Below are 24,359 nucleotides of genomic sequence, written 5' to 3' on the forward strand. Positions count from 1 at the left end.
GTATTTGGGGTAATTTAACACCGCAGCATTTGACCTATTCTATAATCTAGATGCAAACCAACATCATAGGTAATACAGCTCAATGAAGAAATTTATTTACAAAATTATTGATACTAGAGACGTCGAAACTGCTGGATTGTTTAAAAGTAGAAAACGTGAAGACGTTGAAGCTTATCTCTGCTCGCTTGGCGCCCAAGGTTGGGAACTCGTTAACGTAGATTTTCGTGAACTTGAAGGTGGTTTGGAGTTTGCCGGCGTAATGAAACGCGAAATTAACTAAAACTCCGCATCAACCTTAAAGGTCATAACTTCTTGACTAACAGGATGGGTAATTTCTAAACTTTGTGCATGCAAATGCAGTCGCTTACCGCGGGTTCCATACAAGTCATCCCCCACTATGGGCATATTCAAGCCATCAGCATGAGCGCAATGCACTCTTAGTTGATGGGTTCGGCCGGTGTGGGGAGTTAGCATTACCCTAGTTTGATTTTTCTCTGGGTAACGTTCAAGTACTTGCCAATAGGTGTGAGCTGGTTTCCCATCTTGATGGCAAACCATTTGTTTTGGTCGATCGTAATAGTCACCTCTTACCGGTAACTGTATCTCGCCTTTATCTTGCAGCGGCAGCCCTTCAATTAATGCTACATATTGTTTATGTACTTCACGTTGAACAAATTGTTTTTGCAGATATTTATTCGCCTGTGAGTTAAGTGTTATTACCATCAAACCTGAGGTGGACATATCCAGCCGATGCACAATCAGCGGGCCTGTTGCTTCTGGGTATTGCTGTTTTATTCGCTGATAGACTGAGTCGGACAGTTCTTTTCCGGGTACAGATAAAAACTCAGTGGGTTTGTTGACGATTAAGATGTCTTGGTCTTGATAAATAATATCTACATTTTTACCTTGCCCATAATTAAAAATGAGTGGGTTGTCATCCAACTGCATACCCGCCAACATATGGTTTAGGATTGGCTGACACTTGCCCATACACGCAGGGTAATATTGTTGGTGTTTTTTCACTTCTGATTTGGGTGACGCTCCCCACCAAAATTCGGCCATGGCTAATGGGGTGAGTTGATGTGCGAAGGCGTATTGTAAAAGTTTAGGCGCGGCACACTCCCCTGCCCCAGCCGGAGGCGTTTTAAGGGCAGTATCGGCAAAAATATCCAGCAAACTTTTAGGCTCTTGGGCTTGATTCAAAAACTGATATTGGTTGAATATTTTATTTTGCAAATTGGCTGATAAGGTTTTCCGTTGTAACTTTAACGCTGCTATTTGGTCTGTGAATTCGTTTACTTTTACCTGCAGTTGCCCGATTAATTGCTGTGAATGTTCGGTTAATTCTTTTAAACGCCATTTATCAAAAACACTTTGCTGGGCTAGTTCTTTTAAGCCTTTATCTGTGATGGTTTTATCTAATTCATTCAGCAAATCCTTTCGCTGTTTTTTACGGGTTTTACGATTTTCTACTAACTCGAGCCTAAGTGTCGATAACTGCTGGGCGTGTTCTGCTTCTAATGCGGCTAAACCCTGTTTCAAGATGACTAATTCCGGGGTGTTTTCTAGGTTTTTTATCTCTTCATTGAGATGATTAATAGCCACTTGATCAGACAAAAAGAAGCTGTCGTCAGCCAATAAATCAAATACCGGCGGCACAAAACCTTGGATATGGTTTTGCTCAGCTAACTTACCTGAAAAAGCCGAGATAAAACCTAACTCACCTTGCGCATTTTTAACCAACAACACACCAAACATTTTTCCAATTATGTTATTGGGGTCATCAGACAAACCAAAATTATGCTGCCATTGATTTTGAGTCGTAAGATGATTCTGCAATTGTTTTGCAGCCAAGATACATAAAGGGTGTGGCTGATAATAAAAGGGAAAAGTAAAACGTTCGGGTAATTGGTATTTTTCAATCGACGCAGAAAAATAGGTAAAACAGGGATCTTCAAATTGCATGTCAAACAAGCCAAAATAGGTGGGTTACAGAGCGACTTCGTAAATACTGCCCATACTATATCACTACCATCATTCTCAATTACTTATTATGTGTATGCTGATACGTATTTTAAAGCACGTAAGTAGCTTAAATTAATAGGCGGCTAAACCACTGATGTTTATAAAACAGACATGTCGCTAAAGACGTATTAACTTATATACTCACTCAAGATTACCAGTAAATAGAAGACAGATTATGCACTTAGAAAAATTTGAGAAAACCTCCTTAGGCTTTTTCCCTACTCCTTTGGTTGAATTATCTAGGTTAAGTCATTTTCTAGGTGGTCCCAAGATATTCATGAAAAGAGATGACCTAACAGGTTTGGCTTTAGGGGGCAATAAAACCAGAAAACTGGAATACATATTGGCAGACGCGTTAAAACACGGCTGCGATACCATTATTACAGCAGGTGCCGCTCAGTCTAACCATTGCCGACAAACAGCCGCAGCGGCTGCAAAGTTAAACTTGGAATGCCATTTATTACTGGGCGGGGACGCGCCACTTAAAGCCCAAGGCAACTTATTATTAGATCATCTTTTTGCTTGCCACATTCATTGGACTGGCTCGAATAGAAAAGGGGAAGATATCGCCCGTATATTTTCACAGCTTCAAGCTGAAGGTAAAAAGCCCTATATAGTGCCTTATGGTGGCTCAAATGAATTGGGCGCGTTGTCATTTATAGATGCTGTTGCAGAGTTAGAGCAGCAAAACACCGGGGCTGAATTTTCCCATGTGATATTTGCATCAAGCTCCGGCGGTACGCATGCTGGACTAATTTTAGGTAAACAAATTTACAATAAAACCTTTGAATTAATCGGTATTAATATTGATAAAGAGGCCAATTCTGCCATGCAATTTGACCAACAGATTACCCAACTCGTTAATAATACCGCAAATATTATCGACCTTAATTATACCTTTTCAAAAGATCAGCTAATTCTCAATTCAGATTATGTTGGTAAGGGTTATGGCATTGTAGGGCCTCAGGAGAATGAAGCCATAACATTAACGGCCAAGTTGGAAGGCATATTATTAGATCCGGTTTATACCGCAAGAGCCATGAGTGGGCTAATTCACTTTGTTCGTTCTGGCAAGTTTGAAAAAAATGACAAGGTACTTTTTTGGCATACGGGTGGCGCTCCCTCATTGTTTGCCTATGCAGATGATTTAGATTGTGCTCGTTAAAGGAACCCAATAACTAACCCAAACCGGCTTAAACTATTGCCACTCTAGTCCTTTGCTATAACATTAACGCCAATCTGTATAACACTTTGTTTTATAATAAATTAAAAGGTACATCTTGATGGAAAAACAACCTACTGAGAGCTTTTGGGGCTTAACCCCAATATTGTTATTTATGCTCTTGGTGATCGGCAGTGGGCTGTTGACACAAAATTTTTCTACTATGCCAATTTTAGTCGCGTTTGTTATCTCGGCAGGTTATGCCTTACTGCTTAACAACAAAGACTCGAGATTATCTATAGCCGAAAAAGTTGATATTTTTTGTAAGGGTGGTGGCGACAAAACCATCATTTTACTGGCGATAATTTTTCTACTGGCCGGGGCTTTTTATGCGGTCACAATTGACATTGGTGCCCGTGACGCCACAGTAAATTGGGCGTTGAATTATGTACCCACGGCCTACCTATTACCTGGTTTGTTTGTGATTGCTTGTTTTATTGCCTTCGCCATGGGCACCTCTATGGGCACCATTACCGCCATTACTCCAATTGGCATTGGTTTAGCCGAAAGCCTAGGCGTGCCTATTCCACTGACTGTGGGTATTGTAATTGGCGGGGCAATGTTTGGTGATAACTTGTCCTTTATTTCTGATACCACCATAGCTGCAACGCGTACCCAAGGTGTTCAGATGCGAGACAAATTCAAGGCTAATTTACTCATTGTTTTACCTGCAGCGTTACTCACCGTGGTTTTACTCTTGTTTGTGCATATTGATGGCACTGCTGACATTACGCCTAAGGAATACGATGCTTGGCTAATACTGCCCTATTTGTTAATTATTAGCTGTGCGTTATTGGGCGTTAACGTCATTGGTGTATTAGGCATTGGCATTGGTAGTGCTTGTATAGTGGGTTTATCAAAGGGGTTATTTACCTTTGCGTCTGTGTTGCAAAGCCTTCAAAAAGGTATGGGGTGGATGCAAGACATGGTGGCCATCGCGCTAATGATTGGTGGCATAGTGGCATTAATGAAGGCCTATGGCGGTATGCAGTGGTTAGTTACCCATATAACTAAACGCATCAACAACAAAAAAGGCGCTGAATACGGCACTGCGGCTTTAGTCAGTGCCTTAGATATCGCTACCGCCAACAATACTATAGCCATTGTTACTTCGGGGCCGATAGTCAAAGAATTTGGTGAAAAATATCAATTAGATCCAAGGCGTTCTGCGAGTTTACTGGATATCTTTTCTTGTGGTTTTCAAGGCCTAGTGCCTTATGGGGGACAACTCTTAGTGGCTGCCAGTCTCGCTGGTGTATCGCCCTTGGCGTTAACCCCATATTGCTGGTATCCAATGTTGATATTGGTGTTTGCTGTCTTGGCCATAGCCACAGGTTTACCAACATTCAAAGACAAGGCAGTCGACGACTTTATCTAAGCAGAAATGGGGTCGAGTTCCTGCAAAATATCATACAAGCCTGTTTCATCTACCTTCAGCGCCTTTTGTTTAGCTAGCTGCAGACGGGTTTGGGTATTGATGTTGCAGTTGGCGATAACCTCATCATTAATTGAATTTGCTTGGTTGTGCAGCGATAAAGGTTCCGGATGCATAGCTAACCAAAGATGGGCAGATAGTATTTGTCCACCCTGTATTAATTGACTGGTTTGTTGGCAGGTTTGCCAGTATGCATCATTAGCGCTTAAAGGGTTTGAGCGGTAATAATTAAGGTCATTTTCGACCTCTGGAATTTGATTTGTGTCTTTTGGTTTTTCTATATGTGGTCGATGTGTGCAGTCTTGTTCTAGCATTGCCAGTATTAACGCAAATTTCGCACCTTCACTCGCAGCACGATTGATCGTGCCGTTAAGTTCATAGTCACTCGATAATAACGCAGCATTAGTAGCGTTATTATCAGGTTGATTTGTATTGACCGGGTCGAACAAAACGGTAATCACTAAGAAAAAAATAAGGTACTTTAGTTATCGCGTCTACAGGCAAAGACTTTAGGCTTGTATGTTCTTATTTGCGCTAATGGCTTTCTCTACCACCAACTGAGGCCAAGTCGTTAGCCAAAGCTTTTGCTCTATCCTCTGCCAAAAAACCTGCTCATTGCCTTTAGGGTTAAAAGTAATACGTTGTTCAAACAAAGAACTAAGGCCAAAAGGGGCAATAATAGAAAAACAACCACTTTCATCTAAGTGCACTGCAATGGCTGTTTCTTGTTCTGGCCAGAATGTCATCGCATCTATACTACTAAGATACTGATTATGCTGACGTTTTTTATGCATCAACGCTTGGTTTTTCACTTGCCAATTGACCTTAGGCAGCAGCGCTTGCAGCTGACGAGTGGCATTATCTGCTAACTGACTTTGGGTGTCAGATTGACAGTAATAAATAACATCCACATCATTCAAATCAGTCTTTTTGTTATGTAAATGATCCCATACTAAGTTACGCACAAAACCAGCTACCACCCAACAATCATGTAATGAGAGAGTGGCGACAGCCTTTAATATTTCAATTCGTTGAGGATCATTTTTCAACAACCTTATCAGGCGCTGCTCTTCACTAGATGCCATCAAGCTTTAGCTAAACAATTTAGGGATGAGTACAGGTGTATTCTTTTTATAGGTTTGGTAATCATGGTTATCAGCCCAGCGTTCATCTGCTTGCTCTTCTTGTAAGGAAATCCCGCTAATTTTTGTCAGTAATAATATTACAAATAACGGTGAAATAAGCGTTACTAGTTGCCATTGGTATAGAGCTGGGTAAGCAATGATGGCCACACCAATCCATAATAATATTTCACCAAAATAATTGGGGTGGCGTGAGCGAGCCCATAACCCGGTTTGAATGAATTCTTTGTGGGTGTTTTTTTGTTGTTTGAATCGGCGTTTTTGATTATCAGCTATAGCTTCGATTGCAAAGCCAATTAACCATAACAACAATCCAAAAGCCCCAATCCAAGCAAAATCAGTCTTATGATTTGAAGTGATAGCTGCAATTGCTGCACCTGCAGTTATCAGTACCCATAATCCTTGCACTGTCCAAGCAATAGAAAAGCGCCAAAAGTTTAGTTTAATCTGATCGAATCGGCTATCTGAACCTTGTTTACGCACTCTTAAGAATAGAAAACCAGCCAAACGAATAGCCCAAATAGCCACAAGACAAGTTAAGATGATGGAGCGTAAATCATGTTGCTCACTTTGAATGAAGGCAAAAATGATAACGGCCAAATAAGTCGCACCACCGGTTAAATCGTAAAAATGTTCTGTTTTCAGCACGTAAGCTGGGATCAGAGCTATCCATTGCACGATAAAGGCGATTAATGCACAGCTCGCAAACACAGTTAGCCCCGTTTCAATATCTGCATTCAACCACTGTCCAGAAAAACTGCCGGCCCACACAATACCCACAGCAATTAAGAAAACCGCCACATGAACAATCAAGGCTCGAATAAATTGCATGGATAAATGTCCTTATTTTTTATGGTTAATGAAGTTGTGCTTTGTTATACCGCGTTTATACAAAAAAAGTTCTTTTGAATCATTTAATTTTGACAAAAAGTAAATTTGATCGCATTCTAATTGCCTAATTTATAACCGAGTAAGTCAATGAACAATTCAATTGCCTGCGTTACCAATGCGATTATAAGCTCGGTTATGAAGTCTGTGATTTCCCTCCGAGCATAATCTATCAGGGTGTAAAGCCCACTTAAAGGCTCCTCAAGCCAATAAAAATTAAGTAATAACCTACACATCTAACTGTTTTTGGGTGATCCAAAAAGCACTTCGATGCTCTAGGTATATGGAAATTATTATGCGAAATCAATTAGATACACATTTAGAACAACCTAAACAATCCCTGTATAGCTTATTTAAGCATGCTTTAAGCGGTAATAACCAACAAGACTTAACTCAAGGTTCAATTGGCAAAGCGGCCTTTTTACTGTCTGTGCCTATGGTCTTAGAAATGATGATGGAGTCGGTGTTTGCTATAACCGATATCTTTTTTGTCTCGGTTTTAGGGCCCGCGGCTATTTCGGTTGTAGGTTTAACCGAAGCCGTCATCACCTTGTTATATGCTGTAGCGATTGGCTTAGGCATGGCGGTCACCGCCACAGTTGCTCGGCGAGTCGGAGAGAAAAACATTCAAGGGGCCAATCAAGTGGCCACGCAAACTATTTGGTTAGGGCTAGGAGTAGCGCTAGCGGTAGGTATTCCCGGAAGTATTTATGCTATCGACATTTTGCACCTAATGGGGGCAACCGAAGACGTAACGAGTATGGGTGAAGGTTACACATCCGTGATGTTGGGTGGCTGTGCCAGCATCCTATTTTTGTTTTTATTCAACGCTATTTTTCGCGGTGCAGGCGATGCAAAAATAGCCATGAAGTCCCTGTGGTTGGCTAGCGGCATTAACATTGTGCTCGACCCTATTCTAATATTTGGCTGGGGTCCCTTTCCCGAGATGGGTTTAACGGGTGCGGCCGTTGCCACCACTATTGGCCGCAGTATTGGTGTGCTATATCAGTTGTATCACCTATTTTCCGTAAGCGGCAAAATACAGATTTTTGTGGCCAAATTAAATATTGATCTAGCTGTTATTTGGGGAATATTAAAAGTGTCTTTTGGCGGTGTCTTGCAGTTTTTAATTGCAACTGCCAGCTGGGTATTTTTAGTTAGAATAGTCTCGCATTTTGGCAGTGATGCCGTTGCGGGTTACACCATTGCCATCAGAGTAGTGATGTTTACTATGTTACCCGCTTGGGGTTTAAGTAATGCAGCTGCCACCTTGGTAGGGCAAAACTTAGGTGCCAAACAAGCTGCTAGGGCAGAAAAGTCGGTATGGGTTATCACTAAATATAATGTGGCCTTTATGCTTACTGTTGCTTGCGCTTTTTATTTTTTCTCAGCCAGTATCATTGGTTTATTTAGTGATAACAGCGACCTCATTCAATATGGCACTCAATGTTTACAATTTGTCGCTTATGGTTATGGATTTTATGCTGTAGGTATGACCTTAGTACAGGCATTTAACGGTGCCGGTGATACTATGACACCTACTGCAATTAACTTTGTTTGTTATTGGTTATTGCAGATTCCACTGGCCTATTGGTTAGCCATCAATTTAGAGATGGGGCCGTCAGGCGTGTTTGCTGCGATTCCTTTAGCATCATTGTGTATCGGCATTATTGCCTTGGCAGTTTTTCGAAAAGGCCACTGGAAAACCAAACAAGTTTAAACATTATGCCGGTTGATATTTTAGAAATAAAAAACGACTATACCGGTCTATTAATTATCTTTACGTAAACTTAATTTAACTGTATGCCGTAGAAAGAAGCGAACAGAACATTTGGAGAATTTATGAACAAAGTTTTTTTGAAAACAGCTATCACCTCTGCCCTCTTTTTTATGTGTGGCTCTGCTGTAGCGGCAAAATCCCCGTTATTACCAGCAAACAAAGTCAATACTCAAATTGTTGAATCACGCATCGTGGGTGGTGAAGAAGCCATTCAAGAAAACTGGCCTTGGATGACAGCTTATGTCGTCACGTTTAATGAATTAGTCACGTCATTAAGTGTTAACAACGTTATTTTCGAAACAAGATCTTTTACCTCTGGTGTTGGCGGACAAGCAAACGGCGAGATAATTTCTTGCGGAATCGGCGATGTCATATGTGCTGATGCAACAGATAAAGTGTGTTTAATTGAGCGAGGCGATGTTAATTTCTCTGAAAAAGCTGATAACTGCGAAGCAGGTGGTGGTATCGGTGCCATTATTTATAACAATGAAGAGGTTGGCAATATATCTGGCACCTTAGGTGATGACTACACTGGCACTATACCTGTTGTGGCAGTAACCCGTGAAGATGGTCTAGAGCTGTTGGACCAAATTGGCAGTTTAGCTTCTTTGTCTGTTAGTGAAACAGCAGAATTACAACAAGACTCCTCTTGTGGTGCGTCGTTTTTGGGAGATAAATGGGTGCTTACCGCAGCTCACTGTGTGGATAGTGCAAACGCACTTCTATTTCAAATGAATGTAGGTGAATACGACTTAGCAGACGGGGCTGAAAATGCCATTGATATCGCCAATATTTTTATTCACCCTCTTTATGATGCTGAGGGTTTTAATAACGATATCGCCCTTGTAGAGCTAGTTGATTCCGTGAATGGACCAGCTGTGCAAATAGCAGAGTCAGAAGTGACCGACCAATACGCCATTGAAAACAGCATAGCAACTGTTGCTGGTTGGGGTGGCCGAGTTGGTTATGCGCCAGAACAGGGGCCGACTTCAGATTTCCCCGATATTTTGCATCGCGTTGACTTGCAACTTATGACTAATCAGCAATGTATCGATGTATTGAATACCAACAACTCATTCGTCACAAGTAATATGATTTGTGCTGCTGTCCCTGAAGGTGGGAAAGGTTCATGCCAAGGAGACAGTGGAGGACCATTAGTTATCAATACTGGTTCTGGTGTACAACAAGTGGGTATTGTAAGTTTTGGAATTGGTTGCGCTGCTGCTGGTTTCCCAGGGGTTTACACCCGAGTGTCACAATTCAAAGACTGGATGTCCGCTATTACCGATGGCGTGGCAATTGAACAGCGTCTCGATTTTGGTTTGGGTCTTGAAGGCGAAGTACAAACTACCGAACTGACAGTAACAAATAATAGCGAACTGAATGCTGGATTGAGCTTTGAGCTGTCTGGTTCAAGTGACTTTACTTTGGATGCCAGTAATTGTGTATCCTTAGATGCGGGCAGTAGCTGCCAGCTAAGTGTAAGTTACCTTCCAGCAACCGTTAGCGAAGTATCTGCAGAGTTGATTATTACTTCTGACAATGACCAAGTCACAACGAGCATCAGCATTATTACTGGTACAACACTACTTTCAGCCGCTGAATTAACCGCAATAGCTGGCACTGAATCTGACGCAGTCACCCTATTTAGTGGTGGTTCAAATGGTGCATCTGGATGGGCAGCTAGCTCAAATGAAGGGATTGAAAGTGGTACAACAGATCACTTACAAGACAGTATGTTAGTGGCGCAAATTGAAGGTGAAGGCGTACTGACATTTGATTGGTCGGTATCGTCTGAAGAGAATACCGACTTGGAAGTAACTGACCCTTATTTTGAACCCTACGATGCACTATATCTATACGTTAACGGCGAGCTAATTGAATACATATCTGGAGAGGTAGCCTTTGCGCAAATGAGTATTGATTTAGCTGAAGGTACAAACGTAATTAATTGGACCTATAACAAAGACCCAGCCGCTTCAGAGGGAGAAGATAAAGGATTTGTCCGTAATCTTGTATTTACGCCACCAGCGGCCGTAGTAGTGACACCTCCTGTGACACCCCCTGTTAGATCAAACTCGTCTGGCGGTGGAAGTTTAGGATGGATGATACTGGGTTTATTTGGCTTAACCTTTAGACTGAGAACTAAACACTAATCACTAATCACTAATCACTAATCACTAATCACTAATAATCAAATCTAAAAGGCAGGATATTCATCAAATAACCTGCCTTTTTTATATCTAACCTGAGCTAATGTTAGTTGAAAGAAAATCTTCACAACACTGGGAATCGTGAAACATAACTTTTTTGTGAGTTGGACTCATTGAGTTTATCGATAGCTGACAAAGTCGCCAATTTATCGCAGGTTGCTGTATTTCGTAGGTCTGAAGATAGTAGGGTTAAACAGGTTACTATCAACAAAAATGTACAAAAGCATAAGCCGATTAGTGCTTTTTTCATCAAGCACACCTAATGTGTTTGTTGCAAAGATATAGATAAGTCAAAGCCAGCACCCAAAAAGTTTAGACTTCGTTGAAAATAATTGAAAAGGGTTAATCTGAACTCGTGTTAGTTATTGGCTTTTAATTTTCTGCCAAGCAGCTTCCATTTGCCCTAGGCTCGCAGTTTCCATACTAAGCCCTTGTTTATCAATGATTTGTTCGACCAGCCTAAAGCGTTTTTCGAATTTTTGATTGGCTTTTATTAATGCCGTTTCAGCGTTGACCGAGGTGTGCCGAGCTAAGTTAACTACAGCAAATAATAAGTCACCAATTTCCTCTTCAACAGCCTGCTGATTCGGAGTTGATACGTTCACCTCAGCCAATACTTCTTCAATTTCTTCATGAATTTTGTCAACAACTGGTGGTAACTCAGTCCAATCAAAGCCTACTTTGGCGCATTTCTTTTGTATTTTTTGTGCCCGTAGTAACGGCGTCATACCTTTAGGGATATTAGCCAATGTACTCTTATCTACAGGCTTACCTGCCATGTCTCGTTCTTTTTGTTTGATTTGTTCCCACTGCAGATTCAGTTGGTCGTCTGTTTTTACCTCACTTGTTTGAAAAACGTGAGGGTGACGCCTTACTAATTTATCGCTGATGGTCTGCGCAATATCTTCGAAATCAAAATTTCCTTGTTCTTTTGCCAACTGAGCGTAAAACACCACCTGAAATAATAGGTCGCCCAATTCATCTTTAATATCCACCATATTGCCACTTAAAATAGCATCAGCTACTTCATAGGTTTCTTCAATTGTGTGGGGCACTATACTGGCAAAGTCTTGTTGTTGATCCCATGGGCAGCCCGTTTCAGGATCTCTAAGTTGCTGAATAATGTTTAACAAACGGCTTAGTTCAGCATTATTGTTATTTTCTTGAGTCACTTATTTATCAACCTTGAACACATCTGTTACACCTCTAACAAGTTGAAGTCTACTGATGGCTTTAGATAAAAAGGAAAGGTTTTTAACCTCAAGCATTAACTCTATTTTGGCGGTGCCTAGCTTAGTATCACTGGTACTGTTTACCCCCAACAAGGTGACTTGTTCGTTCGCTATAACAGTTGTCAGATCACGTAAAATTCCATCCCTGTCTTCGGTTAACACATGTATTTTAGTCTGAAATACCGCTTGTAGATTACTCGCCCAATTCACGTCTATTTGTCTTTCAGGGTGTTGGTCTAATAAATTACTCAGTTGCTCACAATCTTCTCGGTGTACGCTCACCCCTCGGCCTTGAGTGATGTAACCCATAATAGATTCCCCCGGCAAAGGTTGGCAGCAACCTGCTATTTGATTGAGCAGATTACCCACTCCCTCTACCACTACACTGTCTTTTTTAAACTTAGCTGACTGCGGTTTTCTGGATTTTATTTTTAATTCAGGCTCTGGGGCATGCTTTTGTTGTAAAAAATTCACCACTTGCATGATTTTAATATCGCCGCCGCCAACAGCTGCGTACAAATCTTCTAGGTTTTGCAAATTAAAACGTGCAATGGCATCGCCAGCTAATTTTGTATCAAGATTAAGCTTAGCTAACTCTCTATCTAAAAGTTCTTTACCTGCAATTTGGTTTTTGCCTTTGTCCTGTTTTTTAAAGTAGGTTTGAATTTTGGCGCGTGCACGGGAGGAATAAACATAGCCTAAGCCAGGATGCATCCAATCTCGACTGGGGTTTAAACTTTTACCGGTAAGGATTTCAACTTGATCACCGGTTTGTAATTGATAGGTAAAAGGTACAATCCGTCTGGCGATTTTTGCACCGATACATCTGTGACCAACATTACTATGAATATAGTATGCAAAATCTAAAGGTGTTGAGCCTAGAGGTAAATCAACTACATCCCCTCTTGGGGTGAACACATAGACGCGATCATCAAATACTTGGCTACGTAACTCTTCAACCAAATCACCACTGTCAGAGACTTCTTCCTGCCACAATAGAATTTTACGTAACCAGTTAATCCTTTCTTCGTAGCCCGATCTGCTAGACGTAGCACCTTCTTTATAACGCCAATGAGCGGCCACACCCAACTCGGCATCTTCATGCATTTGGGCAGTTCGAATTTGAATTTCGATTGTTTTACCTTGTTTACCCAAGGTCACTGTGTGAATAGATTGATATCCATTGGGTTTTGGCGTGGCAATATAATCATCAAATTCATCAGGAATATGTTTCCAATTGGCATGCACTACGCCCAGTGCGGCATAACAATCTTGCAGCCGATCAGCAATGATACGCACCGCCCTGATGTCATAAAGTTGTTCGAAACTAAGGTGTTTTTTCTGCATCTTCTTCCAGATGCTGTAAATATGTTTAGGCCTTCCATACACCTTAGCTTTGATATTCTGAGAATCTAGAACACCTTGTAATTCATCAACAAAGTCTTCGATATATTGCTGACGATCAGCCCGGCGTTCGTCCAATAACTTGGCAATCTGTTTGTAGGTAACAGGATGCAAATAACGAAAAGAATGATCTTCCAACTCCCACTTTAACTGACCTATACCTAGACGATTGGCGAGCGGAGCATAAATATTAGCGCATTCACGAGCCACTAATACACGGGTTTCTTCGTCCGCATGTTTGACTTTTTGTAACGCACAGATACGCTCGGCAAGCTTAAGCACCACAGCCCGAACATCTTCCACCATGGCCAACAACATCCGGCGCACGTTATCAATTTGGATTTCATCATTTTTCTTTTTACTGTTAGCACGTGTATGCAATGATTTGATTGCATCCATACGTCTGACGCCCACAATTAGCTTTTGAATACCTTCGCCAAACTGCTCAGTAATTTGTTCTTCTTCTAATTTGTGCTCTTCACAATAAGGATAAATAAGCGCCGCTTGTAAGGTTTCATCATCCATGTGCAATTCGTGAAGAATCTCCACCATTTCCTGCCCAACTAGCAGTATTTCTGGCTTGTCGGATACATCTCTGAGTTTTTGTTTGCTGGCATCAGACAGGTTTAAGCCTGCCAACCATTCTTCGAAAGGTGGGCGTTGATCTTCATGTACTGTACGAATTGAAACCATATAACTGTGTCCTACTTCACCTAGACAAACCTAAACAGGTAAAGCAATAATTGAGTGGGATAACATAAACAGACTTTAGGTCTTTCACATTACGCGCCAACATTTACTGCATAAATGCCCCCATAAAAGAGGCTTAAAACGGGAAAATTGATTGCTACTGTATCAAACTAGCGCTCAATGGCACCAACTTAGTGCTTACTTGCTGTCATTTCATGGCAGTGCAAGTTTAACTCGACTCTAAAATAACCGTAGCCATTGCATAATGTTGCTCATCCGAAATTGAGATGAAACTGCGACTAATATTTTGTTTTTCGCACAGTTCTGCAAATTTACCCGTAAAAACAAGTGTCGGTTGACCTGAGGTTAAATTCACTACTTCCACATTTTGGAAACTGACTCCATTGCCAATTCCAGTACCTAGCGCCTTTACTGCAGCTTCCTTAGCGGCAAAACGTTTCGCTAAAAACCGCTCAGGAAATTGGTGTTCACTAAAGGTCAACAATTCAGTTGGGGTCAATACCCGCTCTGCTAAACGTTGTGACTTATCTAATTGACTAGTAATTCTGGAAATTTCCACAACATCAGTGCCTAACCCAATAATCGCCACTAGGCTTACGCTCTTGCTTCTTGCATTAATCGGCGCATATCTGTCACTGCCTGATGTAAACCATCAAATGCAGCTCGGGCAATAATTGCATGACCAATATTGAGTTCATACAATTCAGGTATCGCTGCGATGGGTTTTATATTGTGATAGTGCAAACCATGGCCTGCATTCACCTTTAAGCCTTTTGAGTGAGCGTATTGAATACCCTCAATCAAGATATCTAGCTCTTTTTGTTGCTCAGCTTCGTTGCTGGCTTCTGCGTACTGCCCAGTATGAATTTCAATATAGGGCGCATTCGCTTCCACAGCGGCATCAATTTGCTTTTTGTCAGCATCAATAAATAACGACACTAATATCCCCGCAGCCGCTAAGCGACCACAGGCAGCGTTCATTCGCGATTGATTACCTGCCACATCCAAGCCACCTTCAGTGGTTAACTCTTCTCGTTTCTCAGGCACCAAACAACAAAACTCAGGTTTGGTTTGCTCAGCAATCATCAACATTTCTTCGGTCACTGCCATCTCAAGGTTCATACGAGTTTGAATCGTTTGTTTGAGAATACGCACATCACGGTCAGTAATATGTCGCCTGTCTTCACGTAAGTGCACCGTTATACCATCCGCGCCAGCTCTTTCGGCCACTTCTGCAGCGTGAACAGGATCTGGATAAGCTGTACCTCTGGCATTACGCAAAGTAGCAATATGATCAATATTCACACCGAGTAAAATTTCTTTCATTTCACACTTCCCCGGTTGGTTTGGTAGTTGTCCAAGTTTGTTGAAACAACTCTCGACTCTTAAGTGGCTTACGCCCTAATAGTGGTGAGAGTGCCATTCTAGTAATTCTTTTTGCACATTGTAGACTGCTTGGCGTCCAAATATTATTACTCACTTGTAACAATGCATCTCCGCTAAATCTATTCGTTCCCTGAGCCAAATGATCAATACGTTTAATACCATTTTCAAGTATCAAACAATAATCAACATTCGCTTCGACAGGCTGGCCATTTTCATATTCTTGAGTTAAATCAATACCGTAGCCCATATCTTCCAACAACAATAATTCAAATTGACGTAAGCAGGGCTCGATATCACCGTTATTTGCCAACCAATTCAGGCTTTGCTGATAGGATTGGAATAACTCTGGGTGCGGAACTTCTTTAGGTAATAATCGATTCAGCAACTCATTCAAATACATGGCTGAAAATAATTGATGGCCAACAAGTTGTAACATGGAACCGGCTGATTCCAATTGATTGAGGTTACGCAATTCATGTTTACCAGTCACCGACAACAGCAAAGGTTGAAATGATTGCAGTAAACTTTTTTTGTCGCCTTTATTACCTCGAACACCCCTGGCAACGGCACTGACTTTACCTAATTCAAGGGTAAATAAATCGGTTAAGTAACTGGTTTCTCGATAGGAGCGTCGATGTAACAGAAATCCAGTAAGTTGCTCAGGAACCAACAGTAAAACCCTTATAAAACGAGCCTAGACTAACTCACTTTTATGCGCACAACCTTCATGGCTTCAAACTCCATACCGGCAATTTCTTCGGTCATGGGGTAATAAGTTAGATTCACTCTAGCATCAGTTAGGTTTTTATATACTTTTCTGCGACGGAATTTAAAAGGTACTTCTGTACCCTCAACCATCAAAGTATTCATAAACCAATCATCGTCTTTGCGTTGAACATGAGACACCACAACCAACTCTTCTGAATGAGTAAGGTTATCGTGTTTATCCAGTAATTTTTCTACGTCAGTTTTTTTTACCATGATCACTAATTAATTAGCTTAAAAAAAACAAGTTTAGCACTTATCACAAACGACATAAATGTTTATACCGCAATCAACCCTTCTACCATCAACTGTAGGCTAGTTCTTCCACGAAATTCATTAATATCTAACTTGTAGGCAAGATTTACGTGGCTACATTGAGTGTTTGGCCAAGACGCCAAATCAATATTAAAAGCAATAGCGTCGATTAATACACCACTTTCGTGTTTAACCATCATCTTAAGATGTTTACTGCCGACCAAACGTTGTTCAATAAGCTGAAACTCACCATCAAAAAGTGGCTCGGGGAAACCTTGCCCCCAAGGTCCTGCATCTTTCAAACATTGAGCAAAAGCCAAAGTAAAATCTTGAGCCAACAACTCACCGTCGGAAATAAGTTCGCCGGCTAAAGGTTTATCTTTTAGGTTTTCTTCAGCAATTTGATGAAAAACTTGTTCAAAAGCCGATAGGTTCTTTAATGGTAAACTGAGTCCTGCCGCCATCGCATGACCACCAAATTTGCCGATAATATCGGGATAACGATTGTTTATTTCTTCCAATAAATCACGAATATGTAAACCTGGTATTGAGCGAGCTGAACCTTTTAAGGTGTCATCTTCCTGATGAGCAAAGGCAATGGTTGGACGATAATATTTATCTTTAATACGCCCTGCTAAAATACCAATCACACCCTGATGATAATCTGCTTGGTATAACATTAATCCGTAAGGTAACTTACTGCCTTCAAAATTCAGACCTTCCAACGCTTTAACCGCTTCTTGCTGCATCGAACCTTCAATTTCGCGTCGCTCGCGATTAAGGCTATCTAGTTGAACCGCTATCTGTCTTGCTCTTGCAGGGTCATCGGTTATCAAACACTCAATACCCAAAGACATATCATCTAAACGCCCCGCAGCATTAAGACGTGGCCCTACAACAAAACCTAAGTCTGATGCGACCAAACGGCTTTTGTCACGACCTGCAACGTCTAAGATGGCTTGAATACCTGGCCTGCATTTGTCACTGCGAATACGTTGCAATCCTTGATGCACCAATATCCGGTTATTCTCATCCAGTGGCACCACATCGGCTACCGTACCTAATGCAACGACATCTAATAACTCCGCTAGGTTGGGTATCTTAAGACCTGTTTTTTCAAACCAACCATTGTTTTTTAATGCTGCTCTTAGGGCTAACATCAAATAGAAGGCAACACCCACACCTGCCAAATTTTTTGACAAAAACTCACAGCCCGGTTGATTGGGATTAACAATAGCATCGGCGTTTGGTAGTGTTTCTGCAGCTAAGTGATGGTCGGTAATAATCACTGTCATGCCTAAAGATTTGGCTTTTTCAACACCGGCAAAACACGCAATACCATTATCAACAGTTACAATCACATCGGCCTGTTGTTGCGCTGCGACTTCCACTATTTCAGGGCTTAACCCGTAACCAAAATCGAAACGGTTAGGCACCAAGTAATCATGATTTTTGCAGCCCATCAACGTCAGCGACATCATGCTCAATGCAGTGCTTGTAGCACCATCAGCATCAAAGTCACCAATAATCATAATCTTACGATCATCAGCAATCGCCTTGGTCAACAAATTTACTGCTTTATCAACACCTTGCAGCTGATCATAATGTAACAATGCTTTTGCACTGCGATTAAGTTGCTCGGCGTTATGTACATCTCGGTCTGCGTAAATTTGCTTTAATCTTGGATGTAAAGAAGCAGGAAGGTGTTGGCAATCTTTTTGAGTTCTACGGCTAATTTGCACAGCTGGCATAAGTCAGTATCAGTTAAATTGAGAAATGAAAAAGCCTGCGTTAGCACAGGCCTGTTTGTATGACTATAGTATAGCTTTCAGTGCCATCTCAAGTTGCGCCGGAGGCTGGTATCCTGGGATAACAGAGCCATCAGGCATAATGATGTTAGGTGTACCATTTACACCAATTGATTGACCAAAAGCATATTGTTCAGCGACTTTTGACGAGCAAGTTTTACTAGGGACAGTGTCTCCTGCTTTAGCATTATCCATGGCTTGCTGTTTATCATCTGCACACCACACCGACACCATATCGGAATATGACTTACTGTTTAAGCCATTACGTGGGAAAGCCAAATAACGCACAGTGATACCTAAATCGTTGTATTTATCCATCTCGTTATGTAACTTACGGCAATACCCGCAAGTAATATCAGTAAAAATATTAACTACGTACTTTTCATTATCTGCTTTATATTCGATAACCGCATTTTGAAACTGCTGCAATCCACCTAAACGCATACCACCTAACGCTTCTTCGGTTTCATTACGCATGCCTTCATCTAGATTGTAAATACGTGCTTGTAATAAATAACTGGCATTTTCGCTAACGTAAAATAACCCCTTCGCAGTCATTATTTGTAATAAACCAGGTACTGGCGCATCACCTATCGATGCAATTTGCATCCCCAAACTAGTTTGTAACTTGGTTTTTACCTGTTCATAAGTTAGTTTTTCGTCTGCGGCAGACAGGTTAAAACACAATAAGGTCAATAGCCCTGCCACTAACGCGATAACTTTTGTTTGATTCTTCATAGATTGTCCAAATAATTACTATACAAATATGACCTTAAGTAGGCCGAATAATTTCATCAATACACGCTATTTTAACGGAACACAATGAGTAAACCAGTGAGACTGTTGCTAATGCCCAAGAAATAAACAGTACGTATGGACATTAACCACACTATTCCCCAAACAACTCACATATATTATTTCGTTAATTTTATACTTCGATGCCAACAAGGTTCTGTACCAATATAATGGGTATGAAATAGCCAAAATCAAGTTTTCAAACCTATCCTCTTGGGTGATGCTCAGCCACTAACTTCTGCAATCGCTCAGTCGCCACATGAGTGTAAATTTGCGTGGTAGAAAGATCACTATGACCTAACAACATTTGTACCACACGTAAATCCGCACCGTGATTAAGCAAGTGTGTGGCAAAAGCATGGCGCAAAGTGTGTGGGGATAAGTCAGTTTGAATATTGGCAATTTGACTGTAAAGCTTAATACGATGCCAAAAAGTTTGCCGGGTCATAGCCACACCGCGTTTGCTAGGGAAAATAATATCACTTTCGGATTTGAGTAACGCGCCTCGTCCATTTTTTAAAAAAGCAGCGACCCATTCAACAGCCTCTTCACCTAGTGGCACCAATCGTTCCTTATTACCTTTGCCAATGACTCTGACAACACCTTGTTGAAGACTCAATTGGTCAAGACGTAAACTAACTAATTCGGTCACACGTAAGCCAGTGGCATACAATACTTCTAACATCGCTTTGTCACGTAATTGGATGGGGTCGTCAGTATTCGGCGCATCTAATAAATCAACGACTTGTGATTCTGTCAGCGTTTTAGGCAGTGATTGAGGTAATTTGGGATTTTGTAGCAGACTAACAGGATCGTCACTGCGAATTTTTTGTCTAAGCATATATTGGCATAAGCTGCGCAGACTACTTAAAAAGCGAGACGTACTGCGTTCAGATAATCCTCCATCATAACGAGTGGCTAGATATTGGTTGAGTATATCTTGCTCAAAATCAACTAATTGCACGGACTGACCATGTTCACCTTGCTGAGCAAGAAAAATAGCAAACTTGTTTAAATCAGAACGATAGGCACTAAGGGTATTTTCACTCAGTCCTTTTTCTAGCCACATTGCTTCTACAAAGTTTTCTATTTGCTCTGAATCGATATTATTTAGCGGCATAAAGGTTTAAATTGAAACAACATTGTCTTCACCACATTGCCAACAAAGCTCAAAATTAGCGCCATTTTGTTCATGGCACTTGTTACATACCCAAGGTGAAGAATCTGTTGCTTGATGTTGAAAGTCATCGATAAACTGCTGTGCCTTGGGCAACCATTCCTCGTCACTTACCCACACTTCGGGTAACACATCCATAGGTGATAACTCCCCCATGGCACCTATAGCAAATTCATTTTTCACAAAACAGGGAATGCCTTTTTCATCAAGCAACTGTTTGATTTGAAACACCATAAAACGATCGTGATGACTAAATATTTTATGCAAGGCGATGCTTAGTCCATATCAATAGAGACATTCGACAAGGAACCAAGTTGATTACCTTCATCCGAGTCTAGTTTAATCATCAAACGTAAATCATTTGGTGAGTCGGCATGATGGATGGCGTGATCCAAGGTGATTTTACCTGCTTTATACAAGTCATATAAGGCCATATCAAAACTCTGCATGCCCATTTCTTTGCCTTTTTTCATCGCCTCTTTCAAACCACCAATTTCGTTGCGCTGAATAAGGTCGGTAACCAATGGTGAATTAAGCAATATTTCGATAGCGGCCACTCTGCCTTTACCATCAGGAGTAGGCACTAATTGCTGAGCGACAATGGCGCGCATATTTAAACTTAAATCAAAGCGTAGTTTTTCATGTTGATCTGTTGGAGCTAAATGCATAATCCGTTCAATTGCTTGATTGGCGTTATTGGCGTGCAAGGTAGCCACACATAAATGTCCGGTATCAGCAAAAGACATGGCATATTCCATGGTTTCCATCGAGCGAATTTCGCCGATTAAAATCACATCTGGCGCTTGGCGCAAAGAACTTTTTAAGGCATCGTCGAACGACTTAGTATCTATTCCCACTTCTCGCTGTGTCACCACACAATTTGCATGTTCATGTACAAATTCGATAGGGTCTTCAATGGTTAAAATATGCCCTTTAGAATGTTGATTTCTATGTCCCATCAACGCGGCTAAAGAAGTTGATTTACCGGTACCTGTGGCGCCCACAAATAGCAGCAATCCACGTTTGGACATGATCACATCTTTTAAAATTTCGGGTAAACCCAGCTCTGACACTTGCGGAATTTGCGTGACAATACGCCTAACCACCATTCCGGCCATATCACGTTGCCAAAATGCGCTGCAACGGAAACGACCTATTTCATCGCGGGCAATAGCAAAGTTACACTCTTTAGTTTGCTCAAACTCATCTTTCTGTTTGTCACTCATAGCGTCATGCACCAGTGCTAGCGCATCTTCCTCGGTCAAATTACTGCCACCAATGGGTGTCATTTGACCGTTAACTTTTGCACTAACTGGAAAACCAACGGTGACAAATAAATCTGATGCACCTAAACCTTGCATCTCTTCTAAATAAGGCGTGAGTTCCATAATTAATTCCTAAAAACTAGAGGTCGGCTTCTTATCAACAGATTTTGCCGCCGCATCTTGAGCCGAAATATGACCTTGTGCGACTAACTTTTGCAAACATTGATCCATGGTTTGCATGCCATGAGATTGGCCTGTTTGAATAACCGAATACATTTGCGGTACTTTATCTTCACGGATAAGATTTCGGATTGCCGGAATACCCAACATAATCTCATGCGCTGCAATCCTTCCGCCGCCGTTTTTCTTCAATAAGGTTTGAGAAATAACCGCACGTAACGACTCTGACAACATAGACCGTATCATCGACTTTTCAGCTGCAGGAAACACATCAATTAATCTATCAATGGTTTTAGGTGCTGAGTTGGTATGTAGTGTTCCGAACACCAGATGCCCTGTTTCCGCTGCTGAGATAGCTAAACGGATAGTTTCCAAATCACGTAATTCACCGACTAAAATGATATCCGGATCTTCACGCAACGCAGAGCGCAGTGCATTGTTAAAACTGTGAGTATCCCTGTGCACTTCTCGTTGATTGAGCACACAAAGCTTGTTTTCATGGACAAATTCTATGGGATCTTCAATGGTTAGAATATGCTCTCGTTTGGTCGAGTTAATATGATCAATCATAGCCGCCAAGGTAGTACTTTTACCTGACCCAGTGGCGCCGGTCACGAGTACAATGCCAGTGGGTTGATTAATGATATCTTTGAATATTTGCGGGGCACCTAAGTCATCTAGACTCAATATTTCACTAGGGATGGTCCTTAATACAGCCGCAGCTCCGCGATTTTGTACAAAGGCATTCACCCTAAAGCGCGACAGGTCTTTCACTTCAAAAGAAAAATCGGTTTCGAGATTTTCTTCGTATTCTTTACGCTGTTTGTCATTCATGATCTCAAAAATCAAAGCATGCACTTCTTTGTGCTCTAAAGCAGGCACATTCAGTTTTCGCATTTCACCGTCAACTCGTATAATTGGAGGCAAACCAGCAGAAAGGTGTAAATCAGAGGCTTTATTTTTAACACTAAAGGCCAAAAGTTCGGTAATATCCAAGCAATATTCTCCGTGTATCATGTTGCAATATGGAAACCATAGCAGAACGACTCAAAAGCGCACAAATAACCGTCAAGCAATCTACCTTAGATGCCCATCGTCTATCAAATTCGGTAAAATTGCTAGCGGTGAGTAAAACCAAACCCGTATCTGATATTGTGCAAGCGTATGAATCGGGACAACGTTTGTTTGGTGAAAACTATGTTCAAGAAGGTGTAGAAAAAATTCAAGCGTTACATACACTTGATGGTATTGAATGGCATTTCATTGGACCATTACAATCAAATAAAACCCGTTTGGTGGCGGAACATTTTGATTGGGTACAAGCAATCGACAGACTCAAAATTGCCCAACGATTAAATGATCAAACGAGTGCCCATAAACCACTAAATGTGTGTATCCAAGTCAATATTGACGACGACGAAAACAAAGCAGGAATAAACAAAGCTGAACTTAAGGACTTTGCCAAAACCATCAACGCACTGCCTAACCTCACGCTCCGCGGGTTGATGACTATCCCTAAAGCCAATCAATCTCAAGCAGAACAAACGGCTAGCTTCGCTCAAATGTCAGTATTATTTGAAGATCTTAAAAAACAGTATTCAACAGTCGATACCTTATCCATGGGCATGTCGGGTGATATGCAAAACGCCATCAACAACGGCAGCACTATGGTCAGAGTAGGCACAGCCATTTTTGGCTCGCGTAATTAAAAAGGACAATCATGCAACACAGAAAAATAGCCTTTATTGGTGCAGGCAATATGACCAGAAGCATTATTAGTGGTTTAGTCAAAAATGCTTACCCAGCACATTTGATAACAGCCAGTAATCCTTCGATTGGCAAACTATCCTCACTACAGGCTGATTTTGGCATTAATATTACTCAAGACAATGATCAAACGCTGGAAGCAGCAGATGTCATTGTGCTTGCAGTCAAACCGCAACTTATGGAGCAAGTCTGTGGGGCGTTTGACCAGAAACAAAATTTAAAAGATAAACTTTTTGTATCGATTGCAGCAGGTATCACTTCAGCTCGTCTTCAAGAAATGCTGGGTGGAGCGTTTCCGACTGTCCGCACTATGCCAAATACCCCCAGTGCCTTGGGCAAAGGCATGACCGGATTATTTGCAGACAGCAGTGTCGACAACATTGATAAACAATATGCCGCTGACCTGATGAGTCAAGTGGGGGAAATTGCTTGGGTTGAACAAGAGTCAATGATTGATGGTGTGATTGCCGCTGCGGGCAGCAGCCCCGCCTATTTTTTCTTGTTTTTAGAAGCTATGCAAAAGGAAGCACAGCGACAGGGATTTGACCAAACAACGGCTAGATTAATGGTTCAACAAGCCATGTTAGGCGCGGCTGAAATGGTTTGTCACAATCCCCACCTTGAATTAAGTGACTTGCGCACCCAAGTTACTTCTAAAGGTGGCACAACAGCCAAGGCGATTGAATCGTTTCAGCAACAAGGTTTAGAGCAAATAGTTGCCAACGCCATGCAAGCGGCGGTCAAACGCGCTGAACAAATGGCTCAGGAATTTTAGATACCTTAGTTAAATATTTACATGCCTGTGCAGATAACTCAGGACTGAACTATGCTGTATATACAAACACACTGTATGGGCAGACATAGTCATGAACATGCCAGAAGCAAGCTTTTTAACGTGGCAGCAACAAT

The 24,359-nt window shown here is 41.4% G+C and carries 23 protein-coding genes; 7 read left to right on the forward strand and 16 right to left on the reverse strand.

All coding sequences use genetic code 11. From position 1 onward, the window contains the following. The first annotated feature begins 82 nt into the window (after positions 1 to 82). Positions 83 to 280: a hypothetical protein gene (locus QZ488_RS09845; protein ID WP_293748097.1), complete on the forward strand. Its 198-nt coding sequence runs from the start codon at positions 83 to 85 to the stop codon at positions 278 to 280. On the opposite strand, the gene QZ488_RS09850 is transcribed toward QZ488_RS09845, so the two are convergent. Next, positions 277 to 1,965: an RluA family pseudouridine synthase gene (locus QZ488_RS09850; protein WP_293748099.1), complete on the reverse strand. Its 1,689-nt coding sequence runs from the start codon at positions 1,963 to 1,965 to the stop codon at positions 277 to 279. The genes QZ488_RS09845 and QZ488_RS09850 overlap by 4 nt on opposite strands. Positions 1,966 to 2,200: 235 nt before the next feature. On the opposite strand from QZ488_RS09850, the gene QZ488_RS09855 reads away from it, so the two are divergent. After that, complete coding sequence (locus tag QZ488_RS09855) at positions 2,201 to 3,190, forward strand: D-cysteine desulfhydrase family protein (RefSeq protein WP_293748101.1); 990 nt, start codon at positions 2,201 to 2,203, stop codon at positions 3,188 to 3,190. Positions 3,191 to 3,308: 118 nt separating this feature from the next. Continuing rightward, the gene (locus tag QZ488_RS09860) at positions 3,309 to 4,625 is read left to right on the forward strand and encodes a Na+/H+ antiporter NhaC family protein (RefSeq protein WP_293748103.1); all 1,317 of its coding nucleotides are present in this window, start codon (positions 3,309 to 3,311) and stop codon (positions 4,623 to 4,625) included. Here the strand turns inward: QZ488_RS09860 and QZ488_RS09865 are convergent. Genes QZ488_RS09865 through QZ488_RS09875 form a run of 3 tightly spaced genes read right to left on the reverse strand, consistent with a single transcriptional unit; the run spans position 4,622 to position 6,655 of the window. Continuing rightward, positions 4,622 to 5,131: a VC2046/SO_2500 family protein gene (locus QZ488_RS09865; RefSeq protein WP_293748105.1), complete on the reverse strand. Its 510-nt coding sequence runs from the start codon at positions 5,129 to 5,131 to the stop codon at positions 4,622 to 4,624. The genes QZ488_RS09860 and QZ488_RS09865 overlap by 4 nt on opposite strands. A 60-nt stretch (positions 5,132 to 5,191) precedes the next feature. After that, positions 5,192 to 5,767: a nucleotidyltransferase family protein gene (locus QZ488_RS09870; protein ID WP_293748107.1), complete on the reverse strand. Its 576-nt coding sequence runs from the start codon at positions 5,765 to 5,767 to the stop codon at positions 5,192 to 5,194. A gap of 6 nt (positions 5,768 to 5,773) precedes the next feature. Continuing rightward, complete coding sequence (locus QZ488_RS09875) at positions 5,774 to 6,655, reverse strand: DUF1295 domain-containing protein (protein ID WP_293748109.1); 882 nt, start codon at positions 6,653 to 6,655, stop codon at positions 5,774 to 5,776. A 352-nt stretch (positions 6,656 to 7,007) separates the two neighbouring features. Between QZ488_RS09875 and QZ488_RS09880 the strand changes: the two genes are divergently transcribed. Both QZ488_RS09880 and QZ488_RS09885 read left to right on the forward strand, forming a co-directional pair. Next, complete coding sequence (locus QZ488_RS09880) at positions 7,008 to 8,432, forward strand: MATE family efflux transporter (protein WP_293748111.1); 1,425 nt, start codon at positions 7,008 to 7,010, stop codon at positions 8,430 to 8,432. Between the two features lie 122 nt (positions 8,433 to 8,554). Then, positions 8,555 to 10,648, forward strand: coding sequence for a trypsin-like serine protease (locus tag QZ488_RS09885; RefSeq protein WP_293748113.1), 2,094 nt, complete (start codon positions 8,555 to 8,557; stop codon positions 10,646 to 10,648). Between the two features lie 419 nt (positions 10,649 to 11,067). Here the strand turns inward: QZ488_RS09885 and mazG are convergent, their stop codons facing one another. The 12 genes from mazG to QZ488_RS09945 form a co-directional block, all read right to left on the reverse strand. Continuing rightward, positions 11,068 to 11,877, reverse strand: a complete 810-nt coding sequence (gene mazG / locus QZ488_RS09890) for a nucleoside triphosphate pyrophosphohydrolase (protein WP_293748115.1) — start codon at positions 11,875 to 11,877, stop codon at positions 11,068 to 11,070. Then, positions 11,878 to 14,034, reverse strand: coding sequence for a GTP diphosphokinase (gene relA, locus QZ488_RS09895; protein ID WP_293748117.1), 2,157 nt, complete (start codon positions 14,032 to 14,034; stop codon positions 11,878 to 11,880). Positions 14,035 to 14,260: 226 nt separating this feature from the next. Next, positions 14,261 to 14,641 carry a holo-ACP synthase gene (acpS, locus tag QZ488_RS09900; protein ID WP_293748119.1) on the reverse strand — a complete coding sequence of 127 codons (381 nt, stop codon included), beginning with the start codon at positions 14,639 to 14,641 and terminating at the stop codon, positions 14,261 to 14,263. Between the two features lie 5 nt (positions 14,642 to 14,646). Further along, entirely contained in the window at positions 14,647 to 15,378 is a 732-nt protein-coding gene (pdxJ, locus tag QZ488_RS09905; protein WP_293748121.1) for a pyridoxine 5'-phosphate synthase, read from the reverse strand. A 1-nt stretch (position 15,379) separates the two neighbouring features. Beyond that, positions 15,380 to 16,108 (reverse strand): DNA repair protein RecO, encoded by a 729-nt coding sequence (gene recO / locus QZ488_RS09910; protein WP_293748123.1) that lies wholly within the window; start codon positions 16,106 to 16,108, stop codon positions 15,380 to 15,382. Between the two features lie 29 nt (positions 16,109 to 16,137). After that, positions 16,138 to 16,419, reverse strand: coding sequence for a hypothetical protein (locus tag QZ488_RS09915; RefSeq protein WP_293748125.1), 282 nt, complete (start codon positions 16,417 to 16,419; stop codon positions 16,138 to 16,140). 62 nt (positions 16,420 to 16,481) lie between these two features. Beyond that, entirely contained in the window at positions 16,482 to 18,200 is a 1,719-nt protein-coding gene (gene recJ, locus QZ488_RS09920) for a single-stranded-DNA-specific exonuclease RecJ (protein WP_293748141.1), read from the reverse strand. Positions 18,201 to 18,272: 72 nt separating this feature from the next. Then, positions 18,273 to 19,004: a bifunctional protein-disulfide isomerase/oxidoreductase DsbC gene (gene dsbC, locus QZ488_RS09925; RefSeq protein ID WP_293748127.1), complete on the reverse strand. Its 732-nt coding sequence runs from the start codon at positions 19,002 to 19,004 to the stop codon at positions 18,273 to 18,275. Between the two features lie 262 nt (positions 19,005 to 19,266). Continuing rightward, positions 19,267 to 20,181 carry a site-specific tyrosine recombinase XerD gene (gene xerD / locus QZ488_RS09930; protein WP_293748129.1) on the reverse strand — a complete coding sequence of 305 codons (915 nt, stop codon included), beginning with the start codon at positions 20,179 to 20,181 and terminating at the stop codon, positions 19,267 to 19,269. A 6-nt stretch (positions 20,182 to 20,187) separates the two neighbouring features. Beyond that, on the reverse strand, positions 20,188 to 20,505 hold the full coding sequence (locus QZ488_RS09935; RefSeq protein WP_293748131.1) for a DUF2007 domain-containing protein: 318 nt from the start codon (positions 20,503 to 20,505) through the stop codon (positions 20,188 to 20,190). An 8-nt stretch (positions 20,506 to 20,513) separates the two neighbouring features. Continuing rightward, on the reverse strand, positions 20,514 to 21,626 hold the full coding sequence (locus QZ488_RS09940; protein WP_293748133.1) for a PilT/PilU family type 4a pilus ATPase: 1,113 nt from the start codon (positions 21,624 to 21,626) through the stop codon (positions 20,514 to 20,516). 9 nt (positions 21,627 to 21,635) lie between these two features. Next, complete coding sequence (locus QZ488_RS09945; protein ID WP_293748135.1) at positions 21,636 to 22,679, reverse strand: type IV pilus twitching motility protein PilT; 1,044 nt, start codon at positions 22,677 to 22,679, stop codon at positions 21,636 to 21,638. 29 nt (positions 22,680 to 22,708) lie between these two features. Between QZ488_RS09945 and QZ488_RS09950 the strand changes: the two genes are divergently transcribed. Continuing rightward, the gene (locus tag QZ488_RS09950) at positions 22,709 to 23,392 is read left to right on the forward strand and encodes a YggS family pyridoxal phosphate-dependent enzyme (protein ID WP_293748137.1); all 684 of its coding nucleotides are present in this window, start codon (positions 22,709 to 22,711) and stop codon (positions 23,390 to 23,392) included. An 11-nt stretch (positions 23,393 to 23,403) separates the two neighbouring features. Then, the gene (gene proC / locus QZ488_RS09955; protein WP_293748139.1) at positions 23,404 to 24,225 is read left to right on the forward strand and encodes a pyrroline-5-carboxylate reductase; all 822 of its coding nucleotides are present in this window, start codon (positions 23,404 to 23,406) and stop codon (positions 24,223 to 24,225) included. Positions 24,226 to 24,359 lie beyond the last annotated feature (134 nt).

The sequence above is a fragment of the uncultured Paraglaciecola sp. genome, assembly GCF_913020055.1.
Classification (GTDB): domain Bacteria; phylum Pseudomonadota; class Gammaproteobacteria; order Enterobacterales; family Alteromonadaceae; genus Paraglaciecola.

Bases quoted from the DNA above. Each gene is read 5' to 3' on its own strand.
- QZ488_RS09845 (WP_293748097.1), top strand. From the start codon at position 83: ATGAAGAAATTTATTTACAAAATTATTGATACTAGAGACGTCGAAACT.
- QZ488_RS09850 (WP_293748099.1), bottom strand. From the start codon at position 1,965: ATGCAATTTGAAGATCCCTGTTTTACCTATTTTTCTGCGTCGATTGAA.
- QZ488_RS09855 (WP_293748101.1), top strand. From the start codon at position 2,201: ATGCACTTAGAAAAATTTGAGAAAACCTCCTTAGGCTTTTTCCCTACT.
- QZ488_RS09860 (WP_293748103.1), top strand. From the start codon at position 3,309: ATGGAAAAACAACCTACTGAGAGCTTTTGGGGCTTAACCCCAATATTG.
- QZ488_RS09870 (WP_293748107.1), bottom strand. From the start codon at position 5,767: ATGGCATCTAGTGAAGAGCAGCGCCTGATAAGGTTGTTGAAAAATGAT.
- QZ488_RS09875 (WP_293748109.1), bottom strand. From the start codon at position 6,655: ATGCAATTTATTCGAGCCTTGATTGTTCATGTGGCGGTTTTCTTAATT.
- QZ488_RS09880 (WP_293748111.1), top strand. From the start codon at position 7,008: ATGCGAAATCAATTAGATACACATTTAGAACAACCTAAACAATCCCTG.
- QZ488_RS09885 (WP_293748113.1), top strand. From the start codon at position 8,555: ATGAACAAAGTTTTTTTGAAAACAGCTATCACCTCTGCCCTCTTTTTT.
- relA (WP_293748117.1), bottom strand. From the start codon at position 14,034: ATGGTTTCAATTCGTACAGTACATGAAGATCAACGCCCACCTTTCGAA.
- pdxJ (WP_293748121.1), bottom strand. From the start codon at position 15,378: ATGAAAGAAATTTTACTCGGTGTGAATATTGATCATATTGCTACTTTG.
- QZ488_RS09915 (WP_293748125.1), bottom strand. From the start codon at position 16,419: ATGGTAAAAAAAACTGACGTAGAAAAATTACTGGATAAACACGATAAC.
- dsbC (WP_293748127.1), bottom strand. From the start codon at position 19,004: ATGAAGAATCAAACAAAAGTTATCGCGTTAGTGGCAGGGCTATTGACC.
- xerD (WP_293748129.1), bottom strand. From the start codon at position 20,181: ATGCCGCTAAATAATATCGATTCAGAGCAAATAGAAAACTTTGTAGAA.
- QZ488_RS09940 (WP_293748133.1), bottom strand. From the start codon at position 21,626: ATGGAACTCACGCCTTATTTAGAAGAGATGCAAGGTTTAGGTGCATCA.
- QZ488_RS09950 (WP_293748137.1), top strand. From the start codon at position 22,709: ATGGAAACCATAGCAGAACGACTCAAAAGCGCACAAATAACCGTCAAG.
- proC (WP_293748139.1), top strand. From the start codon at position 23,404: ATGCAACACAGAAAAATAGCCTTTATTGGTGCAGGCAATATGACCAGA.